General features: G+C 68.4%; 19 protein-coding genes and 1 riboswitch. Of the genes, 5 read left to right on the top strand and 14 right to left on the bottom strand.

Annotated elements, in window-relative coordinates; translation table 11 throughout:
* Nucleotides 1-10: 10 nt before the first annotated feature.
* The 5 genes from ruvC to CAL26_RS04750 form a co-directional block, all read right to left on the bottom strand.
* Nucleotides 11-562, bottom strand: coding sequence for a crossover junction endodeoxyribonuclease RuvC (gene ruvC, locus CAL26_RS04730; RefSeq protein ID WP_094845725.1), 552 nt, complete (start codon nucleotides 560-562; stop codon nucleotides 11-13).
* Entirely contained in the window at nucleotides 562-2,151 is a 1,590-nt protein-coding gene (purH, locus tag CAL26_RS04735; RefSeq protein WP_094845726.1) for a bifunctional phosphoribosylaminoimidazolecarboxamide formyltransferase/IMP cyclohydrolase, read from the bottom strand. The genes ruvC and purH overlap by 1 nt, the downstream gene beginning before the upstream one ends.
* A 46-nt stretch (nucleotides 2,152-2,197) precedes the next feature.
* Entirely contained in the window at nucleotides 2,198-2,437 is a 240-nt protein-coding gene (locus CAL26_RS04740) for a helix-turn-helix domain-containing protein (protein ID WP_086063588.1), read from the bottom strand.
* A 37-nt stretch (nucleotides 2,438-2,474) separates the two neighbouring features.
* A complete protein-coding gene (gene dusB, locus CAL26_RS04745; RefSeq protein WP_094845727.1) occupies nucleotides 2,475-3,500 on the bottom strand; it encodes a tRNA dihydrouridine synthase DusB in 1,026 nt (341 codons plus the stop codon).
* Between the two features lie 129 nt (nucleotides 3,501-3,629).
* Complete coding sequence (locus tag CAL26_RS04750) at nucleotides 3,630-4,808, bottom strand: FAD-dependent monooxygenase (RefSeq protein ID WP_094845728.1); 1,179 nt, start codon at nucleotides 4,806-4,808, stop codon at nucleotides 3,630-3,632.
* A 102-nt stretch (nucleotides 4,809-4,910) separates the two neighbouring features.
* On the opposite strand from CAL26_RS04750, the gene CAL26_RS04755 reads away from it, so the two are divergent.
* The gene (locus tag CAL26_RS04755; protein ID WP_094845729.1) at nucleotides 4,911-5,363 is read left to right on the top strand and encodes a TM2 domain-containing protein; all 453 of its coding nucleotides are present in this window, start codon (nucleotides 4,911-4,913) and stop codon (nucleotides 5,361-5,363) included.
* Here CAL26_RS04755 and CAL26_RS04760 read toward each other — a convergent pair.
* The 8 genes from CAL26_RS04760 to CAL26_RS04795 all read right to left on the bottom strand — a co-directional run bounded on the left by CAL26_RS04760 (nucleotide 5,358) and on the right by CAL26_RS04795 (nucleotide 14,057).
* Entirely contained in the window at nucleotides 5,358-5,771 is a 414-nt protein-coding gene (locus CAL26_RS04760; protein WP_094845730.1) for a RidA family protein, read from the bottom strand. The two genes, CAL26_RS04755 and CAL26_RS04760, sit on opposite strands and share 6 nt — an antisense overlap.
* 25 nt (nucleotides 5,772-5,796) lie before the next feature.
* On the bottom strand, nucleotides 5,797-6,720 hold the full coding sequence (locus tag CAL26_RS04765; RefSeq protein ID WP_179283248.1) for an ABC transporter permease: 924 nt from the start codon (nucleotides 6,718-6,720) through the stop codon (nucleotides 5,797-5,799).
* Between the two features lie 8 nt (nucleotides 6,721-6,728).
* Nucleotides 6,729-7,793 (bottom strand): ABC transporter permease, encoded by a 1,065-nt coding sequence (locus CAL26_RS04770; protein ID WP_094845732.1) that lies wholly within the window; start codon nucleotides 7,791-7,793, stop codon nucleotides 6,729-6,731.
* Nucleotides 7,790-9,340, bottom strand: a complete 1,551-nt coding sequence (locus tag CAL26_RS04775; protein ID WP_094845733.1) for an ABC transporter ATP-binding protein — start codon at nucleotides 9,338-9,340, stop codon at nucleotides 7,790-7,792. Before CAL26_RS04775 ends, CAL26_RS04770 begins: the two co-directional genes overlap by 4 nt.
* A 35-nt stretch (nucleotides 9,341-9,375) precedes the next feature.
* On the bottom strand, nucleotides 9,376-10,404 hold the full coding sequence (locus tag CAL26_RS04780) for a BMP family protein (RefSeq protein WP_094845734.1): 1,029 nt from the start codon (nucleotides 10,402-10,404) through the stop codon (nucleotides 9,376-9,378).
* A gap of 92 nt (nucleotides 10,405-10,496) precedes the next feature.
* Nucleotides 10,497-11,651: a ring-opening amidohydrolase gene (locus CAL26_RS04785; RefSeq protein ID WP_094845735.1), complete on the bottom strand. Its 1,155-nt coding sequence runs from the start codon at nucleotides 11,649-11,651 to the stop codon at nucleotides 10,497-10,499.
* A 129-nt stretch (nucleotides 11,652-11,780) separates the two neighbouring features.
* On the bottom strand, nucleotides 11,781-12,674 hold the full coding sequence (locus CAL26_RS04790; protein ID WP_094845736.1) for a LysR family transcriptional regulator: 894 nt from the start codon (nucleotides 12,672-12,674) through the stop codon (nucleotides 11,781-11,783).
* Between the two features lie 39 nt (nucleotides 12,675-12,713).
* The gene (locus CAL26_RS04795; RefSeq protein WP_094845737.1) at nucleotides 12,714-14,057 is read right to left on the bottom strand and encodes an aminopeptidase P N-terminal domain-containing protein; all 1,344 of its coding nucleotides are present in this window, start codon (nucleotides 14,055-14,057) and stop codon (nucleotides 12,714-12,716) included.
* Between the two features lie 89 nt (nucleotides 14,058-14,146).
* Nucleotides 14,147-14,246: riboswitch (yybP-ykoY riboswitch) on the top strand.
* Nucleotides 14,247-14,363: 117 nt separating this feature from the next.
* On the opposite strand from CAL26_RS04795, the gene CAL26_RS04800 reads away from it, so the two are divergent.
* The 4 genes from CAL26_RS04800 (at nucleotide 14,364) to CAL26_RS04815 (ending at nucleotide 18,246) form a co-directional block, all read left to right on the top strand.
* Nucleotides 14,364-15,374 carry a sodium:calcium antiporter gene (locus CAL26_RS04800; protein ID WP_094845738.1) on the top strand — a complete coding sequence of 337 codons (1,011 nt, stop codon included), beginning with the start codon at nucleotides 14,364-14,366 and terminating at the stop codon, nucleotides 15,372-15,374.
* Between the two features lie 434 nt (nucleotides 15,375-15,808).
* Nucleotides 15,809-16,144 (top strand): hypothetical protein, encoded by a 336-nt coding sequence (locus CAL26_RS04805; protein ID WP_094845739.1) that lies wholly within the window; start codon nucleotides 15,809-15,811, stop codon nucleotides 16,142-16,144.
* Nucleotides 16,145-16,189: 45 nt separating this feature from the next.
* Nucleotides 16,190-17,311, top strand: a complete 1,122-nt coding sequence (locus CAL26_RS04810; RefSeq protein WP_094845740.1) for a porin — start codon at nucleotides 16,190-16,192, stop codon at nucleotides 17,309-17,311.
* 83 nt (nucleotides 17,312-17,394) lie between these two features.
* Complete coding sequence (locus CAL26_RS04815) at nucleotides 17,395-18,246, top strand: cytochrome c oxidase assembly protein (protein ID WP_094845741.1); 852 nt, start codon at nucleotides 17,395-17,397, stop codon at nucleotides 18,244-18,246.
* Between the two features lie 4 nt (nucleotides 18,247-18,250).
* Here CAL26_RS04815 and galU read toward each other — a convergent pair whose 3' ends face one another.
* A complete protein-coding gene (gene galU / locus CAL26_RS04820; RefSeq protein ID WP_094845742.1) occupies nucleotides 18,251-19,090 on the bottom strand; it encodes a UTP--glucose-1-phosphate uridylyltransferase GalU in 840 nt (279 codons plus the stop codon).
* Nucleotides 19,091-19,137: the final 47 nt, after the last annotated feature.

Genomic DNA, 19,137 nt, shown 5'->3' on the forward strand with positions numbered 1-19,137 from the left:
TCTGGTTTCGTTATCCGGATAAGCGTCCGCCGCGCAGGCGCATGCGGCCGCGCGTGGACGCCAGGGGCCCGCTCAATGCCGCCAGCCGGTCGGCCAGCGGCCCGACGTGGGCGTGGCAGATCGCGCAGGCCAGCGCGTCGGCCGAATCGGGCGCCGGCAGGCCGTCCAGGGCCAGCAGCTGGCGCACCATTTCCTGCACCTGTTCCTTGGCCGCCCGCCCCGTGCCGACCACGGACTTCTTGATCTGCAGCGCCGTATATTCGTGCACCGCCAGGCCGCTGTCGGCCATGGCGCAGAGCGCCGCGCCGCGCGCCTGGCCCAGCAGCAGCGTGGAGGCGGGGTTGGTATTCAGGAAGACGATTTCCAGTGCGGCGACGTCCGGCTGCGTGTCGCGGACGACTTCGCGCAGGTTGTCGAGGATGACCTTCAGCCGGTCGGCCAGCGTCTTCATGGGCGGCACCACCACCGTGCCGCTCGCGACGTAGCGCAGGCGCGATCCTTCGGCGTCGATGACGCCGAAGCCGGTGCGGCGCAGGCCGGGATCGACGCCGAGGATGCGCATCAGTGGCGGAAGTGGCGGGTGCCGGTCAGCACCATGGCGATGCCGTGCTCGTCGGCGGCGGCGATGACTTCATCGTCGCGCACGCTGCCGCCGGGCTGGATCACGCAATTCGCGCCCGCCGCGACGACGACGTCCAGGCCGTCGCGGAAGGGGAAGAACGCATCGGACGCCACCGCCGAACCGCTCAGCGTCAGGCCGGCGTTTTCCGCCTTGATCGAGGCGATGCGCGCCGAATCGACGCGGCTCATCTGGCCGGCGCCCACGCCCAGCGTCATGCCGCCGGCGCAGAACACGATGGCGTTGGACTTGACGTACTTGGCCACCTTCCAGGCGAACATCATGTCCTGCATCTGCTGTTCGGTAGGCTGCTTGCGCGTCACCACCTTGAGCGCGTCGGGCGCCACGGCGAAGGAGTCGGGCGTCTGCACCAGCCAGCCGCCGCCCACCCGCTTGACGTCGAAGGCGTTGTGGCCGGCGCCGGTCGGCACTTCCAGCACGCGCACGTTCTTCTTCTTGGCCAGCAGGGCCAGCGCGGCGCCGTCATAGGCCGGCGCCAGCAGCACTTCGAGGAACTGCTCGCTGACGGCCTCGGCCATCGCGGCATCCACCGGCCGGTTGAAGGCGATGATGCCGCCGAAGGCCGACGTGGGATCGGTCTTGAAGGCCTTGCGATACGCTTCGAGCGCGTGTTCGGCCACGGCCACGCCGCAGGGATTGGCATGCTTGACGATGACGCAGGCGGCGCTGTCGAAGGTGCGCACGCATTCCCACGCCGCGTCGGCGTCGGCGATGTTGTTGTACGACAGTTCCTTGCCCTGCAGCTGCCGGTAGTTGCCCAGCACGCCCGCGGGCCGCTGCGCATCGACGTAGAAGGCCGCCGACTGGTGCGGGTTCTCGCCGTAGCGCAAGGCCTGCTGCTGGCGCATCTGGATCGTCAGGGTCTCGGGCCAGGCGTTGCGCGCCGGCGCCACGTGCTGCACGGGCGCGGCGTCGGCCAGGCTGCTCAGGTAGGCGGCGATGGCGCCGTCGTAGGCGGCGGTATGGGCATATACCTTGGTCGCCAGCGCCAGGCGCAGCGCGTAGGACGTGGTGCCGCTGGCGTCGATTTCCGCCAGCACCCGGGTGTAGTCCGCCGGATCGATCACCACCGTGACGCCGCCGGCGTCCGTGCCGTGGTTCTTGGCGGCCGCGCGCAGCATCGCCGGTCCGCCGATGTCGATGTTCTCGACGGCATCGGCAAAGGTGCAATCGCCGCGCGCCACGGTCTCGCGGAACGGGTACAGGTTCACGACCAGCATGTCGATGCGGTCTATGCCCTGCGCGCGCAGGGTGTCCATGTGCGCTTCGCTATCGCGGCGGGCCAGCAGGCCGCCGTGGATCTTGGGATGCAGCGTCTTGACGCGGCCGTCCAGGATTTCCGGCGAACCGGTATGCGCGGCCACTTCCGTGACCTGCAGGCCGGCGTCGGCGAGCAGCTTGGCGGTGCCGCCGGTGGACAGCAGGCGCACGCCGCGCGCCGCCAGCGACCGGGCGAATTCAACGATACCGGTCTTGTCGGAGACCGAAATTAGGGCGGTTTCGATTTTCATGATGGGAGTCTGGAAAGCGCGATGCGGATGGCGGGCGGCGGATGGATCAAACCTGGATGTTGTGCGCGAGCAGCTTCTTGCGCAAGGTATTGCGCGTGATGCCCAGCATTTCGGAAGCGCGGGACTGATTGCCGCCCGCCCGTTCCATCGCCATTTCGAGGACCGGACGTTCCACGCAACGCATCACCATGTCCCACATATCGTGGGGTTCGGCGTCACCCAGGTCTTCGAAATAGCGCTCCAGGCTGGCGCGCACGCATTCTTCCAATCCAACTTTTTTACTCATTTCGAGGCACAACTATTTTTGTTTATGTGACTGGCGGTCAGGCCGCCAGCAGGGTTTGCGCGTGGCCGGCCTGCCCAGGCCGGCCATCGCGCGGAAAGTGATCGAACCAGGCGCCGACGGCGCGCGCCTGCGCGGCGGTATCGTCGAGGCGGTTCATCGCGGCGCGGAAATCGTCGGCGCCGGGCAGGCCCTCGACGTACCAGCCGATGTGCTTGCGCGCGGTGCGCACGCCTGTGTGCTCGCCGTAGAAGCGGTAGTGGTCGTCCAGGTGCTCGAGCAGCAGGTCGCGCATTTCACCGTAGGTGGGCGGCGCCAGCCTGGCGCCCGTGCGCAGGTAGTGATCGATTTCGCGGAAGATCCAGGGACGCCCCTGGGCGGCCCTGCCTATCATCACGGCGTCGGCGCCAGTGTAGTCGAGGACGTGGCGCGCTTTCTCGGGACTGTCGATGTCGCCGTTGGCCACCACCGGTATGCGGATGGCGGCCTTGACGGCGCGGATGGTGTCGTATTCGGCGTGACCGGTGTAGAGATCGGCGCGCGTGCGGCCGTGCAGCGTCAGCGCGGCGATGCCGGTGTCCTCGGCCAGCCTGGCGATGCGCAGCGCATTGCGGTTTTCGCGATCCCAGCCCGTGCGCGTCTTCAGCGTGACGGGCACGCCCAGCGGCTGGCAGGCCCGTACCACGGCGTCCAGGATGCGTGCCACCAGGTCCTCATGGCGCAGCAGCGCCGAGCCCGACGCCACGTTGCAGACCTTCTTGACCGGGCAACCCATGTTGATGTCGATGATGCGGGCGCCGCGCTGCGCATTGAACACGGCGGCCTCGGCCATCATCGCCGGATCGGCGCCGGCGATCTGTACCGACACCGGGGCGATCTCGCCGTCATGGTTCAGGCGGCGCGACGTCTTGACGCTGTCCCACAGCCGGGGATTGCTGGCGGCCATTTCCGACACGGCATAGCCCGCCCCCAGCCGCTTGCACAGCTGCCGGAAAGGGCGGTCGGTCACGCCCGCCATGGGCGCGACCAGCACGTTGTTGGGAAGAGTCCAGGAACCAATTTGCATCGGCGGATTTTACCCGGGCGGGATACGGCCCGATTTACGCCGGGTTGGCGACTGTTGGCTCGACGCAGTTGACAACCGCGGATCAGGCCCGGTTTATCGCCTTGCCAGGGACAAGCCGGCCCCCTGCCGTCAGGCGCGCCAGCCCTGCAGCAGATGCCGGGCCAGCGGCGCGCGCATAGGCGCCGCCAGGTCGAGCGCCAGCAGCGCCAGGCCGCAGGCGTGCTCCACCGGCGCCAGGCCGGTGGTGAAGACCCGCGGCAGCAGATCGGTCAGCGCGGTGGTCAGCCAGCGGTCGCCCCGGCGCGCGCCCGCGAACTCGCGCAGCGCCGGCGCGGGATCCCTGGCGGGATCGCGCAGCCAGGAGGCCAGCGATTGCGCCAGGCTGGCGGCGTCGCGCAAGCCCAGGTTCAGGCCCTGCCCGGCGACCGGATGCAGGGTTTGCGCGGCATTGCCGATGGCGACGACCCGGCCGTCGACCTGCGTGCGGCGGATGCTCATGAACAGGGGCGCGACGTGGCGCTCGCCGATGCAGTCCAGCCGACCGAGCCGGTCGCCGAAGGCGTCGGTCAGGGCTTGCGAAAATGCCGCCGTATCCAGCGTGGCCAGCGTCGCCGCGCGTTCCGGCGCGCAGCACCACACCACCGCGTAGCAGTCGTCCGCCGCCGGATGCGGCAGCAGGGCCAGGGGCCCTTCGCGCGTGAAGCGCTCGTAGGCCCAGCCACGCCGCGGCCGGCTGGCGCGGACGGCCGTCAGCACGGCGTCCTGGCCGTATTCGCGCCGCAATTGGCCCGCTGCCGCGCCGTCGGAAACGACCGCCACGCCGCAGCGGATCTCGCGGTCGCCGGTCGCGCGCACCACCACGCCGTCGCCGGTGCGGGCGGCCACGCGCGCACCATCCGCATGCACGACGGTGACGCCCGACGCGGCCACGGCCCGCGCCAGCGCATCGCGCACGGCGGGATAGGCCGCCACGGCGCCCAGCTCCGGCACCTGGAAATCGCCATGGCGGATGACGGTATGGCCCAGGCGGCCGCGTTGCGACACATGGATGGTCTGGATGTCCGCCGCCGGGGCGGGGCGCGCGTCCAGCGTATCGAGCAGCACCAGGCTGCCGTGGTTCAAGGCCAGCACGCGCGATTCCGGCGTGGCGGCGGGACCCGTCGACGCGGCCGGCGTCGGGGCTGGCGCGGCGCCCTGGATCAGCACGATGCGCGACGCGTCGTCGGCGACCCGGGCCAGCATCAGCGCCAGGGCCTGCCCGACCGGGCCCGCGCCCAGGATGGCGATGGGAAATGCGGAGTCATTCATGCGGGAATTCTATCCCGGCCGCCGCGGAGAGCCCGCGGGCCAGCCCAGCCGCGCCGATGCGCTTACAATCGCCGACGCCGTCAAGTTCGCGTGGGGTTATCCATGGCCGATGCTTCTTCCGTTCTGCAACCGCCTCGCCGCGCGCCGCGCACCAAGGTGCGGGCCGGCCTGCTGGCGCTGTTCTTCGGCTGGATGGGCGCGCATTGGTGGTACCTGGGCCGCCGCGGCGCCGCCTGGATCACCCTGTACGCGGCCGCCTGCCTGCTGGCCACGTGCTGGTTTCCGGTCTGGTACGACAATCCCGCTTTCTTCCTGCTGTTCATCCCCATGATCGAAGGCTTCATCGAAAGCGCCGTGCTGTCCCTGCGGCCCGATGAAAAATTCGATCGCGCCTATAACCCGGGCCTGCCGGCGTCGCCGCGCAGCGGCTGGGGACCCGTACTGGTCGCGCTGGGCGCGGTGCTGATCGGTTCGATCTGCGGGATGTTCGCCATCGCCATGGTGGTCGTCTACGTGTGGCAGGCGATGGGTTGGCTGGAAGGCTACGTCCTATGACCCGGCGCCAGGCGCCACCGCGATCGCGTCGATTTCCACCAGCCACCGCCTGTCCATCAGCCGGTGCACGAAGATCAGCGTGGACGCCGGCCGGTTGTCGCCCAGGAATTCCACGCGCAAGGCGTTGAACGCCGCGCGCTCCTCTTCGCCGAACTCCACTTGCGAAGACAGATAGATGCCGGTGCGCACGACGTCGCGCGCCGACATGCCCGCCGACTTCAGCACGCGGTCGATGTTGGCCCACACATTCCGTGTCTGGGCGATCAGGCCTTCCGGCACGTCGCCCCGCGCATCGGCGCCGACCTGGCCCGACACCAGCAGGCAGCGTCCCTGCATGGGGAATTCCAGGCCCCAGCTCAAGGGGCCGACCACCGGCATCATGTCGGCGGGTATGTGCGATCTGGCCATGCGTTTCTCCTGTGGGTATCGCGCGCTACGCGCTTTTTCGTTCGATGTACCGGCCTATCCCGGCGGGCAGCCGCACGGACCGGCCCAGGCCGGCCAGCACCGCCAGCGCGATCAGGTAGGGCAGCATCTGCATCACGTAGGAACTGACCGGCAGGCCGGACATCTGCAGGCGCAGGTGCAGCGCTTCCGCCGCGCCGAAGACCAGGCAGGCCGCGAACGCGCCCCATGGCGTCCAGCGCCCCACGATGATGGCCGCCAGCGCCAGGAAGCCGCGTCCGCTGGTCATGCCGTCGGTGAATGTGCCCACCTGTTGCAGCACCAGCACCGCGCCGCCCAGTCCGGCGATGGCGCCGCCGGCGATGACGGCGGCCATGCGCACGGCATTCGGGTCGACGCCCACGGCATAGGCGGCGGCGGGATTCTCGCCCACGGCGCGCAGCGTCAGTCCCCAGGGCGTGCGCAACAGGAAGAAGTTCAGGGGCGCCAGCATGGCCAGCGCCAGGTAGGTCAGGGGTGGTTGCGCGAACAGCAGCGGGCCCAGGAAAGGGATGCCGGACAGCCCGGGCAGCGGCCAGGGCGACAGCAGGGCCGCCTGCAGCGAAGGCACATGCGCATGCGCGCTGGCCGTCCGCACCAGGAAACTGGTGGCGCCCGCCACCAGTACGTTGACGGCGAGGCCGGTCACCATCTGGTCGGCGCCCAGCCGGACGCTCACCACGGCCACGATGGCGGCCACGATGGCGCCCGCCGCCATGCTGCCGGCGATGCCCGCGACGGCGTCGCCCGTCAGGAAGGCGAACAGGGCGGCCCCGAAAGCGCCGGCCAGCATCATCCCCTCCAGGCCCACCGCGAACACGCCGGCCCGTTCGGACAGGATGCTGCCCATCGCGCCAAAGAGCAGCGGCGTGGCGATACGCAGCACGGACGCCAGGAAATCGAGCACCGACATATCCATTCCTATACCCGTCCCTTGCGGCCGGCGGCGCCCGCGATGACCAGCGCGAACAGCATGGTCAGGCCTTCTATCATCGCCACCAGGGATGAGGGCGATCCGACTTCGCGCTGCATGGCCAGCGCGCCCGCTTCCAGGAAGCCCAGGAACAGCCCCGCCGGCAGCACGGCCAGCGGTTGCCTGCCCGCCAGCAATGCGATCGCCACCGCGTTGAAGCCGAAGCCCTGCGAGAAGCCCGCGATCAGGCGGTAGTGCAGGCCCAGCACTTCCACCGATCCGGCCAGGCCGGCGAGGGCGCCCGCCACGGCCATCACCGCGACCGTGGTGCCGAACACGCCCACCCCCGCGTAGCGCGCGGCCGCCCGGCTGGCGCCCGCCAGCCGCAAGGTGTAGCCCCATTTCGTATGCCACAGGCCCACATGCCCGAGGATGGCCACGACGACCGCCAGCGCCGCGCCCCAGTGCAGGTCGCTGCCGGCGACGAATTTGGGCAGCCAATAGGCGGATTCCAGCAAGGGCGTCTGCGGAAAGCCGGCACCCGCTTCGCCGATGTAGTCCTGGACGATCCATTGCACCGCCAGCACCGCGACGAAGTTCATCAGCAGCGTGACGATCACCTCGTTGATGCGCCGGGTCAGGTGCAGCAGCGCGGCGATCACCGCCCATAAGGCGCCGGCCGCGACGCCCGCCGCCAGGCTGGTGCCGATCGCCAGCACCGGGTTTTCGAACGGGAAGGCCAGGGCGCACGCCGCGGCGGCCAGTCCGCCCAGGGCGATCTGCCCTTCGCCGCCGATGTTGATGATGTTGGCGCGGAAGCACAAGGCCACGCCCGTGCCGCACAGGATGTAGGGAGTGGCCTTGTTCAGCGCCACGGAAATCCGGTCGAAGGAACCGAAGGCGCCGCGCACGAAAGCACGGGTGGCCGTCATCGGGTCGGTGCCCGAGAGAGCGATCAGGCAGGCCACCGCGGCCAGGCCCAGGACGATCGCCATGACGAACTGGCGGTTGGGCGGGCGCCAGTGCGGCCGCGCGGGGCGATCGGTGGATGCCACGGCGATATCGGCCTTCATGCCGGCCTCCCCGCAAGGTCCGTTCCGTCCTCGCCCGTCGCCATCAGCAGTCCTATCCGTTCAGGGGTCGCCCTATCTCGCGGCATCAACGCCGACAGGCGGCCGCGGTACATGACGCCGATGCGATCGCCGATCGCCAGGCCTTCCTCCAGCTCGGCGGTGACATACAGCACCGCCGATCCCGCCTGGCGCAGCGCCAGCATGCGTTCCAGCACGAAGCGTGTCGCCGCCGGATCCAGCCCCCATGTCGGCTGCAGCGCCACCATGACCTTGGGTTGCCGGTCGACCTCGCGGGCCACCACGATCTTCTGCTGGTTGCCGCCGGAAAGCTGGCGCACGGGAATGTCCGGCCGCTCGGCGCGCACGTCGTAGGCGCGCATCAGGCGCCGCGCCGCGTCGGCCAGCGTCGCTTTCGAGCGCAGCCATGGTCCGCGCGAATAAGGCTCGCGGTCATAGTCCCTCAGCATCAGGTTGTCGGCGATGGACATCGCCGGCACGAGGCTGGTGGCGGCGCGGTCCGACGGGATATACGACAGGCCCGCCGCGATCCGCTGGCGCACGCCGGTGCGGGTCATATCGGCGCCGTCGATGTGGATGCTGCCCGCCGCGGGCTCGCGCATGCCGGCGATCGTGTCGGTAAGCTCGCGCTGGCCGTTGCCGTCGACGCCGACGATCGCGACGATCTCGCCGGCGCGGACCTCGCATTGCACGTTCCGCAGCCCCGGCTCCGACACCTTGCCCGGCAGGTCCAGGTTCATGACCGTCAGCAGCGCACGGCCGGGCGGGCTGCCGGCCTCGCGCGCGGCGGCCGTCCAGCCGCCGCCGGCGCGGCCCACCATCATGGCGGCCAGGCTGTCCCGCGTGGCGAGCGCGGCGGACGTCCTGCCGACGGTCTTGCCATCGCGCAGCACCACGACGTCGTCGCAGATCTCCAGGACTTCGCCCAGCTTGTGCGAAATGAAAATCACCGAACGCTGCTCCGCGCGCAGGCGGCGCATGACGTCCAGCAGCCGGGCGACTTCCGGCGGGCTCAGGTTGGAGGTCGGTTCGTCCAGCACCAGCAGGTCCACGCCGCGCAGCAGGGCTTTCAGGATCTCCACGCGCTGGCGCGCGCCCAGCGACAGGGTCTCGACCATGGCGTGGGGGTCGAGGTCCAGGCCGTATTGCGCGCTGGCGGCCGCGATCTCCCGCGCCATGTCGGCCGCGCGCAGCACGCGGCGGCCGGCGCGCGGCCAACCCAGCATGACGTTCTCCACCACGCTCATGGCGTCGACCAGCATGAAGTGCTGGTGCACCATGCCGATGCCGGCTTCCAGGGCCGCCGCCGGCCGATGCCCGGACAGCTCGCGGTTCTTGAACACGATGACGCCCGCGTCCGGCTCCGTCATGCCGAACAGGATTTTCATCAGCGTGCTCTTGCCGGAGCCGTTCTCGCCGAGCAGGCCCACGATGCTGCCGGGCCGGACGTCGAGATCGACGCCGTCGTTGGCGCGCACGGCACCATAGTGCTTCGTGATGCCGCGCATCTCCAGCATGAGCTTGCTCATTTCATCCTTTCATCCGCGCCGCGACAGCAGCGCTTTCAGCCCTTGCCGCCCATCGCGTCGGCCTTGGTGGGCACGATCTTCAACTTGCCCGACGCCAGCTCGTCCTGCAACAGCTTGAGCCGCGCCACCACGGCTTCCGGCACGCTCGGATTGAAGGCGCGATCCGGCGCGTAGCCCAGCTCGGCTCCCGTCGAGCCGGGGGTATCGTAACCGTAGACCTTGTACGCGCCGGACAGTTTGCCGGCCTTGACGTCCGTCGCCGCTGCCGCGTACATCTCCGGCCATTTCTCGATGATGTTGGTCAGCACCTGCTGCGGCGCGATGGCGGTATGTTCGTACGACCGTCCGGCCACCCAGGCATTCTTTTCCTTCGCCGCCTGGATCAGGCCGCCCTGCGCGGCGTTCAACTGGCCGACCAGCGCATCAGCGCCGCCGGAGATCAGCGAAAACGCGGCTTCCTTGGCGGCGGCGGCATCCTCGATGTCCTTGATGTACAGGATGGTGACTTCCACCCCCGGCCGCGCCTGCTTGGCGCAGATGCGGAAGCTGCCGACCTGGTCGATGGTGGTCGGCAGGCCTTCCAACCCGTATACGCCGCCGATCTTGCCGGTCTTGCTCATCAAGGCCATCAAGGCGCCGAGCTGGCAGCCGAAATGCACGTTGTTGAAGTCGATGGACATCACATTGGGCGGATAGCCCTTGGAACCGGCGGCGGTGATGAACTGCACGTTGGGAAACTCCGGCGCCACCCGTTGCTCCGCGGACAGGAAGCGGCCCGAATGCCCGATGATCAGCTTCGCGCCCTGGCGCGCATAGTCGCGCATGGCGTTGACGTGATCCGCCGCGGGCACGTTCTCCGAATACGACACGTCGAAGCCCAGTTCCTTGACCTTCATCAGGCCGGCATAGCCCACGGCATTCCAGCTCTGGTCGTTGATGCTGCCGGGCAGCAGCATGGCGGCCTTGGGTGCCGCATTCTGCGCCAGGACGGCCGCAGGGATGCCCAGGCAGGCGAGGGTGGCGGCAAGGCCGAATAGTCGGCGCGGGGTAGGGAGGGATTTCATGGCGGGGCTTCCTGGCGGACAAGTAAATGGGATGGAATGCGCGATAGCCTGGCGTTTCGGTGGCGCGCGGGCGGGCGTTGCAGTGGCTGGGGTCAGGGGGCGCGCCGCGCGATGACGGCGACCGGCCCGCCTCCGTCGGGGCCCTGATGTTCCGCGCCACCGGAAACGAACAGCTGAGTTTCGCCGAATACGCCGGCCAGTACGCCGCCGACCAGCGCCCGTGCGTGGCGTGACGCGTGGATGTCGCTGTCGTCCAGCATGGTGTGCCGGCGGCCGCGGATGGCGCCCGTCTGCGACGGCTCCGCCTTGGCGAGTACCGCGGCGACGCGTTCACGGCCGGAACCGCGCAATTCGCCGCCCATGCGCAGGCCGACCGACGCCAGGGCCGTGTCGACGGCGTCGACGTCCAGCGCGTCCCGCATGACACCATGGCCCACGATATAGTCGCTGCGCCACGCGGCGCTGTTGCCGAGCACCATGATCTGGTTCTCCATCAGCTCGATGCCCGCCGAGGTCGACGCGCGGCCCGAGTACAGGCCGGCATCGCGGCACACGCGGGCGTCGTCCAGCGCGTCCGCGGCTATTTCGCCCAGCGCCAGCGCCACGCCCAGGGCCGAGGCGCCGCGCGAATAGCCCATCGAAAGATAGGTGTCTTCCGTCGCCACGTCGCGGCCCCGGCCATGGGCCTGCGCGATCCGTGCGCGCGTCAGCAGGGGGCATTTGACCTGCACGTAGTGCACGTCGCGGACGTCGGCGATGCCCGCGGCGCGCATGGCGGCGTGCACGGCGTCGGCGGTGCGCAGGGCCTGCGGCATGCGGCCTATTTCCTCGGGCAGGAAGGCGGGCGTGATGGCGACGCCGATGGCGAGCGTCGGAACGCCTTCCGCGGCCGGACCCGTCTCCGGCTCGGCTGGGGCTGCCGGAGCCGCTGGGGCGTTCCGGACTTCGAACACCAGCCAATGCGGCGACAGGCCGCCTTCGGTCCCGCCCGACATGACGAAGGCCACGTCGCGGGCGACCTCATCGAGGTCGCGGCGCGCCAGGCGCGCGATCGCATGTTTCAGGGCCTGGGTCGCCAGGCCGCGGCTGAAGTCGTTCACGCAGCCGTTGCCTTCGGTCTTGCCCAGGACGGCCACGATCGCGCGCGGGTCGATCTCGCCTCGATCGACCGCCTGGACGAGGGCGGTGACGTCATCGGGCGCGGAGGCCGGCAGGCGGTGTACGAGAGCGAGTCGCGGTGTGTTCATGGCCGTCACTGTAGGAGCGGCCAGCGCAAAGAACTAGCGCTAATTTTTTTCAGCAGCGCTGCAAATTGTGCAGCACTCGCGGCTGGCGTGGCCAAGGGGGCGGCAGCGTTGTCCCGCCCGGCGGCGGCTTCAGGCGAAGAAGTCCCGTTTCAGCGTTTCGCCAAACAGCGCGGCCGCGACCGGCAGCAGGCGTCCGCGCAGCGATCCCAGCACCACGGGCCGGGCATAGCGCGCCATTTCCGCCACCGGCACGGCCGCCAGGCCATCGTCGGCGTTGTCATATTCCTTTTCGGGCCGGATCTGGAAGCACACGCCATTGGTCCGCTTCACGAAGGACGTCAGCGTCTCATAGGAGTTCGACACCAGTTGCGGCGTCAGCCGGAATCCGGTCCGGTTGAGGTATTCGTCCAGCAGCTTGCGCCCGCCCCAGCTGCGGTCGGCCATGGCGATGGGATAGTTGGTGCATTCGGCGATCGAGATGCCGCCCTTGCTGGCGGAAGGATGGTCGCGCCGCACGACGGCGCACATCACGTACCGCCGTTCGGCGATCTCGTAGAAGTCTCTTTCGGCCGACAGGTTGAACGAGATCCCGAGGTCCGCCTGGTTCTCGAGCACGGAGGCCACCACTTCGTCGGCGCCGGCGACATGGACGGAAAACGCGATCTTGGGATATTGCTGCTGGAATTTCGCGATGATCTCCGTCAGCCGGTCGTTCGCGGCCACCGCGATGACGGCCAGGTTGACGTTGCCCCGCCGCAGTCCGCGCAGGTCGTCGATCTGCGAGTGCACGGCTTCCGCGTCGCGCAGCGCGCGTACCGCGTAGGCCAGGTAGACCTCGCCCGCGGAAGTCAGGCGGATGCCGCGCGCGTGCCGGTCGAACAGCGGCGCGCCCAGTTCGGCCTCCAGGTCCAGGATGCGGCGGTTCAGCGCCGACGAGGTCAGATGCGTCGCCTCCGCCGCTTCGCGGATGGATTTGCTCCGCGCGACCGCGACAAAGCTTTCAAGCAATTTCAGTTGCTGCATGGACGATCCGTCTACACCCGCCGCGCCGGGACCTCCCGGCTATTCCCGCATCAGCGCTTCGATCTCGCGCGCATCCACCGGTACGCCGCGCGTGATCAGCTCGCAGCCTTCGTCGGTGACCAGCGCATCGTCTTCGGTACGGATGCCGATATTCCAGAATTCCTCGGGCACATCATCCGCCGGCCGCACATAGATGCCCGGCTCTATCGTGAGGATCATGCCCTTGCACAGCTCGCGCCACGGGCGTTCCGTCCCGGCGGGCGCGTCCGGCATGCGGTAGTCGCCGACGTCGTGCACGTCCAGCCCCAGCCAATGGCCGGTGCGATGCATGTAGAAGCGGTTGTAGGCCTTGGACTCCAGCACGCCGTCCAGCGAGCCCTGCAGCAGCCCGGCGTCCAGCATGCCCTGCGCCAGCACCCGCACCGCAGCGTCATGGCCGTCGTTCCAGGTCAGGCCGGGGCGGGTCGCCGCGGCGGCGGCTTCCTGCGCGGCCACCGTCAGGTCGTACAGCAGCCGCTGCGGACCGCTGTAGCGGCCGTTGATCGGAAAGGTGCGGGTGATGTCCGACGCATAGCCGTCCACCTCGCAACCGGCGTCGACCAGCAGCAGGTGGCCATCCCGCAGCACCGCATCGCCGGCGGGATAGTGCAGGACGCAGGCGTTCGGCCCCGTCGCCACGATGCTGCCGTAGGCCGGCGACTGCGCCCCGTGCCGGCGAAACTCATACAGCAGTTCCGCCTCGATCTCATACTCGCGCATGCCCGGGCGCGCGTGCCGCATGGCCCGCGCATGCGCTCCCGCCGAAATCCGCGCGGCGCGCCGCATCAGGGCGATTTCCGTCGGGTCCTTCACGAGCCGCATCTCGGCCACGATCGGCAGCAGGTCCTGCTGCCGATCGGGCGGCCGCTGCCCCGTCCTGGATTGCCGGCGCGCCGTTTCCGTGGCGCGCCGCAGGCATTCGTCGACGCGGGTGTCGCGCAGGACGGACGCGAACAGCGTGGGCTGGTCCAGCAGCAGCGCCGGCAGCATGTCGTCCAGGCGCTCCGCAGGATAGGCCTCATCGAAGCCGAATTCCGCCACGGCGGCGTCCGGACCGACGCTGCGGCCTTCCCACAGTTCGCGGTCCTCGTTCTTGTCGCGGCAGAACAGCAGCGCGCGATCGGTCTCGCCGGCGATCAGGACCAGCCAGGCCTCCGGCTCCGGAAAGCCGGTCAGGTACAGGAAGTCGCTGTCCTGCCGATACGGATATTCGGCGTCGCGATTCCGGATCACCGGCCGCGCGGCCGGCAGCAGGGCGATGCCGCCGCCGGCCGCGCGCATGGTGTCCTGCAGCCGGCGACGCCGGGCGATATGGGGAGCAGGGTCTTCGGGAGGCAGGCTCATGGCGTATCCGGCTGTTGTCCGATGGGCTACTTTACCGCGCGTCACGCAAGTTTCACGATACGGCTCAACCATACGCTGCTACAATCCGGCCCGTTGTCATCGGGGAGTAGCCATCCTTCCCCAAGGAGTTTGCGTCAACACACTTGGTGGTCCCGGACCCCATGGCGCAAACGGCCTTTCGTGACGGCCGCGCCCCGCGCGCGCCGCGCGGAACCGCCAGGCGAGACCTTTGGCCACGATACGCTAACCCAGCCGGGCGAGCCGTGTCGTCGCGCCATCGGTATCCGCTCGTCCGGCTGTGTCATCATGATTTCCTCCATCTTGCTGTTTTTCGCCTCGGCAGCGGTGATCTATTTCGCCTGCGAATACTTCGTCAATGGCGTCGAATGGGTCGGCCATAGATTGGAACTGGGCGCCACCGCGGTAGGCACCGTGCTGGCGGCCTTCGGCACCGCGCTGCCGGAAAGCGCCGTGACCTTCATGGCGGTCGTGTTCGGCACGACGCCGGACCAGAAAGACATCGGCGTCGGCGCGGCCATGGGCGGCCCGCTGGTGCTGTCCACCGTGGCCTATGCCGTGGTGGGGCTGTCGCTGCTGCGGCTGCAGAAGCGGCGTCCCGTGGGCGCCGACGATCCCCGCATCAAGGCCGACCAACAGCGCCTGGCCCGCGACCAGGGCTGGTTCATGGCCATCTTCATCTTCAAGGTGGGCCTGGGCCTGATCGCCTTCGCCTGGAAGCCGTGGCTGGGCATCCTGTTCCTGGCCGCCTACGCCCTGTACGTCAAGCGCGAGCTGGCGGCCGAGGAGACCTGTTCGGAAGCCGACGTGCTGGAACCGCTCAAGCTGCGGCCGCGCGACCCCCAGCCCACCATGGGCTGGGCCTGTTTCCAGACCGTCCTGGCCCTGGTCGTGATCGCGATCGCCTCGCGGGTATTCGTGCTGCAGATCGAATCCCTGGGCGAGCTGTTCGGCGCATCCCCCCATATCGCGGCGCTGCTGCTGGCCCCCGTCGCCACCGAGCTGCCGGAGATCATGAACGCCATCATCTGGGTCCGTCAGGGCAAGGAGCGCCTGGCCCTGGCGAATATCTCCGGCGCGATGATGATCCAGGCGACCATACCCAGCGCCCTGGGCATCTTCCTGACGCCCTGGCTGCTGGACGACACCCTGCTGGCCGCCGGCCTGTTCACCATGCTGTCCATCGGCGTGCTGTGGCTGCGGTTCCGCCAGGACGCCATGAACCTGCGCACGCTGTCCGCCGTCGGCGGCCTGTATGCGTTGTTCGCCGGTTACATCGGCTGGCATTTCTACGCTTGAAGAGACGCCAAGCCATTGAGCTCATGGGGTAAACCCGTTTACAATAAGGACTTCGAATCCCCAGGAGTTGCTACGTGAATACAGATTCCGGCGACAGTAGTAGTCGACCTAGTGTCGGCGTCGCTGCCTGATAGGGTTCACGCAGATCAGCTCTGCCGCACCCTATTTCGCAGGGTGCGGTCTCCAAACCGCTCACTCCCCGTTCCGCTTCCTCTCTGTCTGCCTGTGCCCCATGGTGCATGGCAAGCCGGGATCCACGCGCCGCGTCATGCGCCGCGCATGTCTGGAATAGCGGCGCGGCCTGCCTTTGCGCAGCGAAGTCGTTTGAATCGTCCGTCGTCGTCCGTGGCCCATGCCTTGCCCAGCGCATGCATGGCCGTGGATGCCGTCGTGACGCGTGTTCACGCGGGACCCGCTTCAGCAAGGAGGCCACCATGCGTGTTTTCGATATGTTCCTGCGCCGAGCCGGTGTCGACCGTGCCGCCATGCCCGACCGCCGCGGTGCCAGTTCGCGCCTGACGGTGGTCTGTCCGCGCGATGCATTGGGCGCGGTGCGCAAGCACATCGTTTCCGACTTCAAGGCCGCGGGGTTGACGGTATCGCAGATGCAGGTCGACCAGGGTAGCGACCAACAGCTGGCCTCCGCCTGCATCACCGTTAAATGCCCTGCTGATATGAGAACGATACTTATGTCGCAAGCGCGCCAATTGCAGGCTCATCCCAGCATCAGGCACGTACACTTCGGTGACCTGCGCCGCGCCGTGTCCTGAACCTCGGCCGCGCACGTGGTTCAGGGGTTTCCGAGGCTGCGTTCAATGAAGAAATACGTTGTATCCGCCGCGCTCACCAGCGCGGCTTTCTTTTATCCATCGGTCGGCCATGCCGACCCGGACGACGACACGCCCGCGGGCGTGACGCTGTACGGCCTGATCGATATCGGCGTCGCCAGCCAGCACACGTCGGGGCAGGGCACGCGCAACGGCATGATCACCGGCGGACAGACCGATTCGCTGTGGGGCATGCGTGGCAAGGAAGACCTGAGCGGCGGATGGCGTGCCTCGTTCCAGCTGGAAACGGGCTTCAATGCCGCCAATGGCCTGGTGGAAGACGACGCCAACCGCCTGTTCAACTACAACGCCTGGGTCGGGCTGGGCCACGACGCCGTGGGCGAACTGCGCCTGGGCCGGCAGGCGACCATCGCCAACCAGTTCTTCGGCGATCTGGAGCAGGCCGGATGGAAGGACATGGGCCTGGGCGCGACCTTCAAGGCTTCCGACACCTTCCAGTTCGACAACACCGTGAATTACCTGTCGCCCAGCTTCGGCGGCCTGAAGTTCGGCATGGGCTATTCGTTCAACGCGGACGACGGCAGCGCGTCCGGTTTCCGCACGGCGAACAACAATCGCGCCTACAGCCTGGGCCTGCGCTACGAGCAGGGCCCGCTGCTGGCGGTGGCGACCTGGGACCAGATGCGCCTGGGCGCGACGGACGCCGGCGGCGCCCGGCCGCGCGCATTGCAACTGGGTGTGTCGTATGACTTCGATGTCGTGAAGATCGCCGTGGCATGGACGCGCCAGCAGGACGGCTTCGTCGGACTGGATGGCGCCGATCCGGATGGCCTGGGCGTGGACATCGGGCCCGCGGCCTTCGTGCAAGGCGGGCGGGTCGATGCCTGGTTCCTGGGCGCGACGGTGCCCATGGGCCCGGGCAGCCTGGTCGCGCAGTGGTCGCCCGCCAAGCCTTCCTGGTCCTGGGATGACGGCAGGCATGCGCGTACGGCGCAGCTGGCCACGCTGGGCTACATCTATCCGCTGTCCAAGCGCACCAGCCTGTATTCCTTCGTCGGCTACGCGCGCAACTACACGCTGGACAACCAGTTCGATCCCGACAACTCCCATACCACCCGCGTGGCGGTGGGAATCACGCATCAGTTCTAGGCGCGCCGCGCGGCAGCCGGGCGCGCCGACTACAATGGCCCATTCACCGCCATGCAGGCGGAGCGCTTTTCGGGACCCCGCCTTTGCCGCTGCTCGACTGGCTCATACCCTGGGAATTTTCACCGACGCTGGTGGCGCTGTTCGTCGCCGGCGGGGTGCTCTTCGTGCGCGGCGGCCGCGTGCATCACGTATCGGCGGTGCGCAAAGGCCTGTTCTGGGCCGGCATGGCGCTGCTCTACCTGTCCTTGCACACCCGGGTGGACTACTACGCGGAGCGGATGTTCTTCATCCACCGCATCCAGCACCTGGTGCTGCATCACCTGGGGCCGCTGGTGGTCATGGCCGCCTATCCCGGGTCCGCCATGCGTGCCGGCCTGCCGGTCGGCATGCGCCGTTGGCTGCACGGCTTTCGCGCCACCACCCTGGGGCGGCTCGTGGAAGCCACGCTGACGCACAAGATACTGGTGCCGGTCCTGTTCGTGTTCCTGGTGGTGGTGTGGCTGCTGCCCACCGTGCAGTTCTATTCCATGCTGGACTGGCGCCTGTACCGGCTGATGAACTGGTCGGTCGTCATCACCGGCTTCCTGTACTGGAACCTGATCCTGGATCGCCGGCCCAGTCCGCCCGCCGCGATGTCGCCCGGGGGCCGCGTCATTTCCCCCATCCTGACCATGGCGCCGCAGATGGTGGCGGGGGCGTATATCGCGCTGACCCAGACCGACCTGTACCCGCTGTTCGAACTGTGCGGCCGCGCCATACCGATGCCCGCGCTGATGGATCAGAGCATAGGGGGCTTGACCATGTGGATACCCGCGGCGCTCGTTGAGCTGGTGGGCCTGCTGGTGGCCCTGGGCAGCCTGATGCGCTTGTCCGGCAAGGGCAGGCTGCCGGTGCGCGGGCGGCGAAGCCGTATCGGCGTCGCCGCGCCGCGCTGACGACTTACTTCGGTTCCAGGCCGTGGTACTTGCGGCCCAGCGCGACGGTGGCTTCGAACATGCCGTGCTTGTTGCCGCAGTCGTATCGCGTGCCTTCATAGCGATGCGCGAACACCGCGCGCTCGCGCATCAGCGACGCGATGCCGTCGGTGAGCTGGATCTCGTTGCCCGCGCCCAGCTTGGTGGCGCGCAGGTGTTCGAAGATCTCGGGTTCCAGCACATAGCGGCCGACCACCGCCAGGGTGGAGGGCGCATCTTCCGGTTCGGGCTTTTCCACGATATGCGTGACGCGTTCCGTGCGTTCGTCGACCCCGCGGGCGGCCACGATGCCGTATTTCTTGGTTTCCGCGCGCGGCACGTCCTGCACGCCCAGCACGCTGCCGTCGTACTTGATGGCGGTGTTGACCAGTTGCTTGAGCACCGGCGTGTCGGCATCGATCAGGTCATCGGCCAGCACGACCGCGAAGGGTTCGTTGCCCACCGCGGGTTCGGCGGTCAGCACGGCGTGGCCCAGGCCCAGGGGGGCGGACTGACGGATATAAATGCAGTTCACGCCGGCGGGCAGGATGCCGCGAACCATGTTCAGCAGTTCGACCTTGCCCTTCTTTTCCAGGTCCGATTCCAGTTCCGGCGCCGAGTCGAAATGGTCTTCGATCGCCCGCTTGTTGCGCCCGGTGACAAATACGAGATCCGTAATGCCCGCGGCCACTGCTTCTTCCACGGCGTACTGGATCAACGGCTTGTCCACGACAGGCAGCATTTCCTTGGGCATGGCCTTGGTGGCCGGCAGAAAACGGGTGCCCATGCCCGCAACAGGGAAGACAGCTTTTCTTATGGGTCGCATTGGAACCTCGGTATGATGGAATCTGGGTATTGCTAGGAAAGGGATAC

Origin of the sequence: Bordetella genomosp. 9, assembly GCF_002261425.1 — a bacterium.
Taxonomy (GTDB): domain Bacteria; phylum Pseudomonadota; class Gammaproteobacteria; order Burkholderiales; family Burkholderiaceae_B; genus Bordetella_C.

Bases quoted from the DNA above. Each gene is read 5' to 3' on its own strand.
- CAL26_RS04755 (WP_094845729.1), top strand. From the start codon at position 4,911: ATGGCCGATGCTTCTTCCGTTCTGCAACCGCCTCGCCGCGCGCCGCGC.
- CAL26_RS04770 (WP_094845732.1), bottom strand. From the start codon at position 7,793: ATGAAGGCCGATATCGCCGTGGCATCCACCGATCGCCCCGCGCGGCCG.
- dusB (WP_094845727.1), bottom strand. From the start codon at position 3,500: ATGCAAATTGGTTCCTGGACTCTTCCCAACAACGTGCTGGTCGCGCCC.
- CAL26_RS04775 (WP_094845733.1), bottom strand. From the start codon at position 9,340: ATGAGCAAGCTCATGCTGGAGATGCGCGGCATCACGAAGCACTATGGT.
- CAL26_RS04785 (WP_094845735.1), bottom strand. From the start codon at position 11,651: ATGAACACACCGCGACTCGCTCTCGTACACCGCCTGCCGGCCTCCGCG.
- CAL26_RS04805 (WP_094845739.1), top strand. From the start codon at position 15,809: ATGCGTGTTTTCGATATGTTCCTGCGCCGAGCCGGTGTCGACCGTGCC.
- CAL26_RS04765 (WP_179283248.1), bottom strand. From the start codon at position 6,720: ATGTCGGTGCTCGATTTCCTGGCGTCCGTGCTGCGTATCGCCACGCCG.
- CAL26_RS04800 (WP_094845738.1), top strand. From the start codon at position 14,364: ATGATTTCCTCCATCTTGCTGTTTTTCGCCTCGGCAGCGGTGATCTAT.
- galU (WP_094845742.1), bottom strand. From the start codon at position 19,090: ATGCGACCCATAAGAAAAGCTGTCTTCCCTGTTGCGGGCATGGGCACC.
- CAL26_RS04795 (WP_094845737.1), bottom strand. From the start codon at position 14,057: ATGAGCCTGCCTCCCGAAGACCCTGCTCCCCATATCGCCCGGCGTCGC.
- ruvC (WP_094845725.1), bottom strand. From the start codon at position 562: ATGCGCATCCTCGGCGTCGATCCCGGCCTGCGCCGCACCGGCTTCGGC.
- CAL26_RS04810 (WP_094845740.1), top strand. From the start codon at position 16,190: ATGAAGAAATACGTTGTATCCGCCGCGCTCACCAGCGCGGCTTTCTTT.
- CAL26_RS04780 (WP_094845734.1), bottom strand. From the start codon at position 10,404: ATGAAATCCCTCCCTACCCCGCGCCGACTATTCGGCCTTGCCGCCACC.
- CAL26_RS04790 (WP_094845736.1), bottom strand. From the start codon at position 12,674: ATGCAGCAACTGAAATTGCTTGAAAGCTTTGTCGCGGTCGCGCGGAGC.
- purH (WP_094845726.1), bottom strand. From the start codon at position 2,151: ATGAAAATCGAAACCGCCCTAATTTCGGTCTCCGACAAGACCGGTATC.
- CAL26_RS04750 (WP_094845728.1), bottom strand. From the start codon at position 4,808: ATGAATGACTCCGCATTTCCCATCGCCATCCTGGGCGCGGGCCCGGTC.
- CAL26_RS04760 (WP_094845730.1), bottom strand. From the start codon at position 5,771: ATGGCCAGATCGCACATACCCGCCGACATGATGCCGGTGGTCGGCCCC.
- CAL26_RS04740 (WP_086063588.1), bottom strand. From the start codon at position 2,437: ATGAGTAAAAAAGTTGGATTGGAAGAATGCGTGCGCGCCAGCCTGGAG.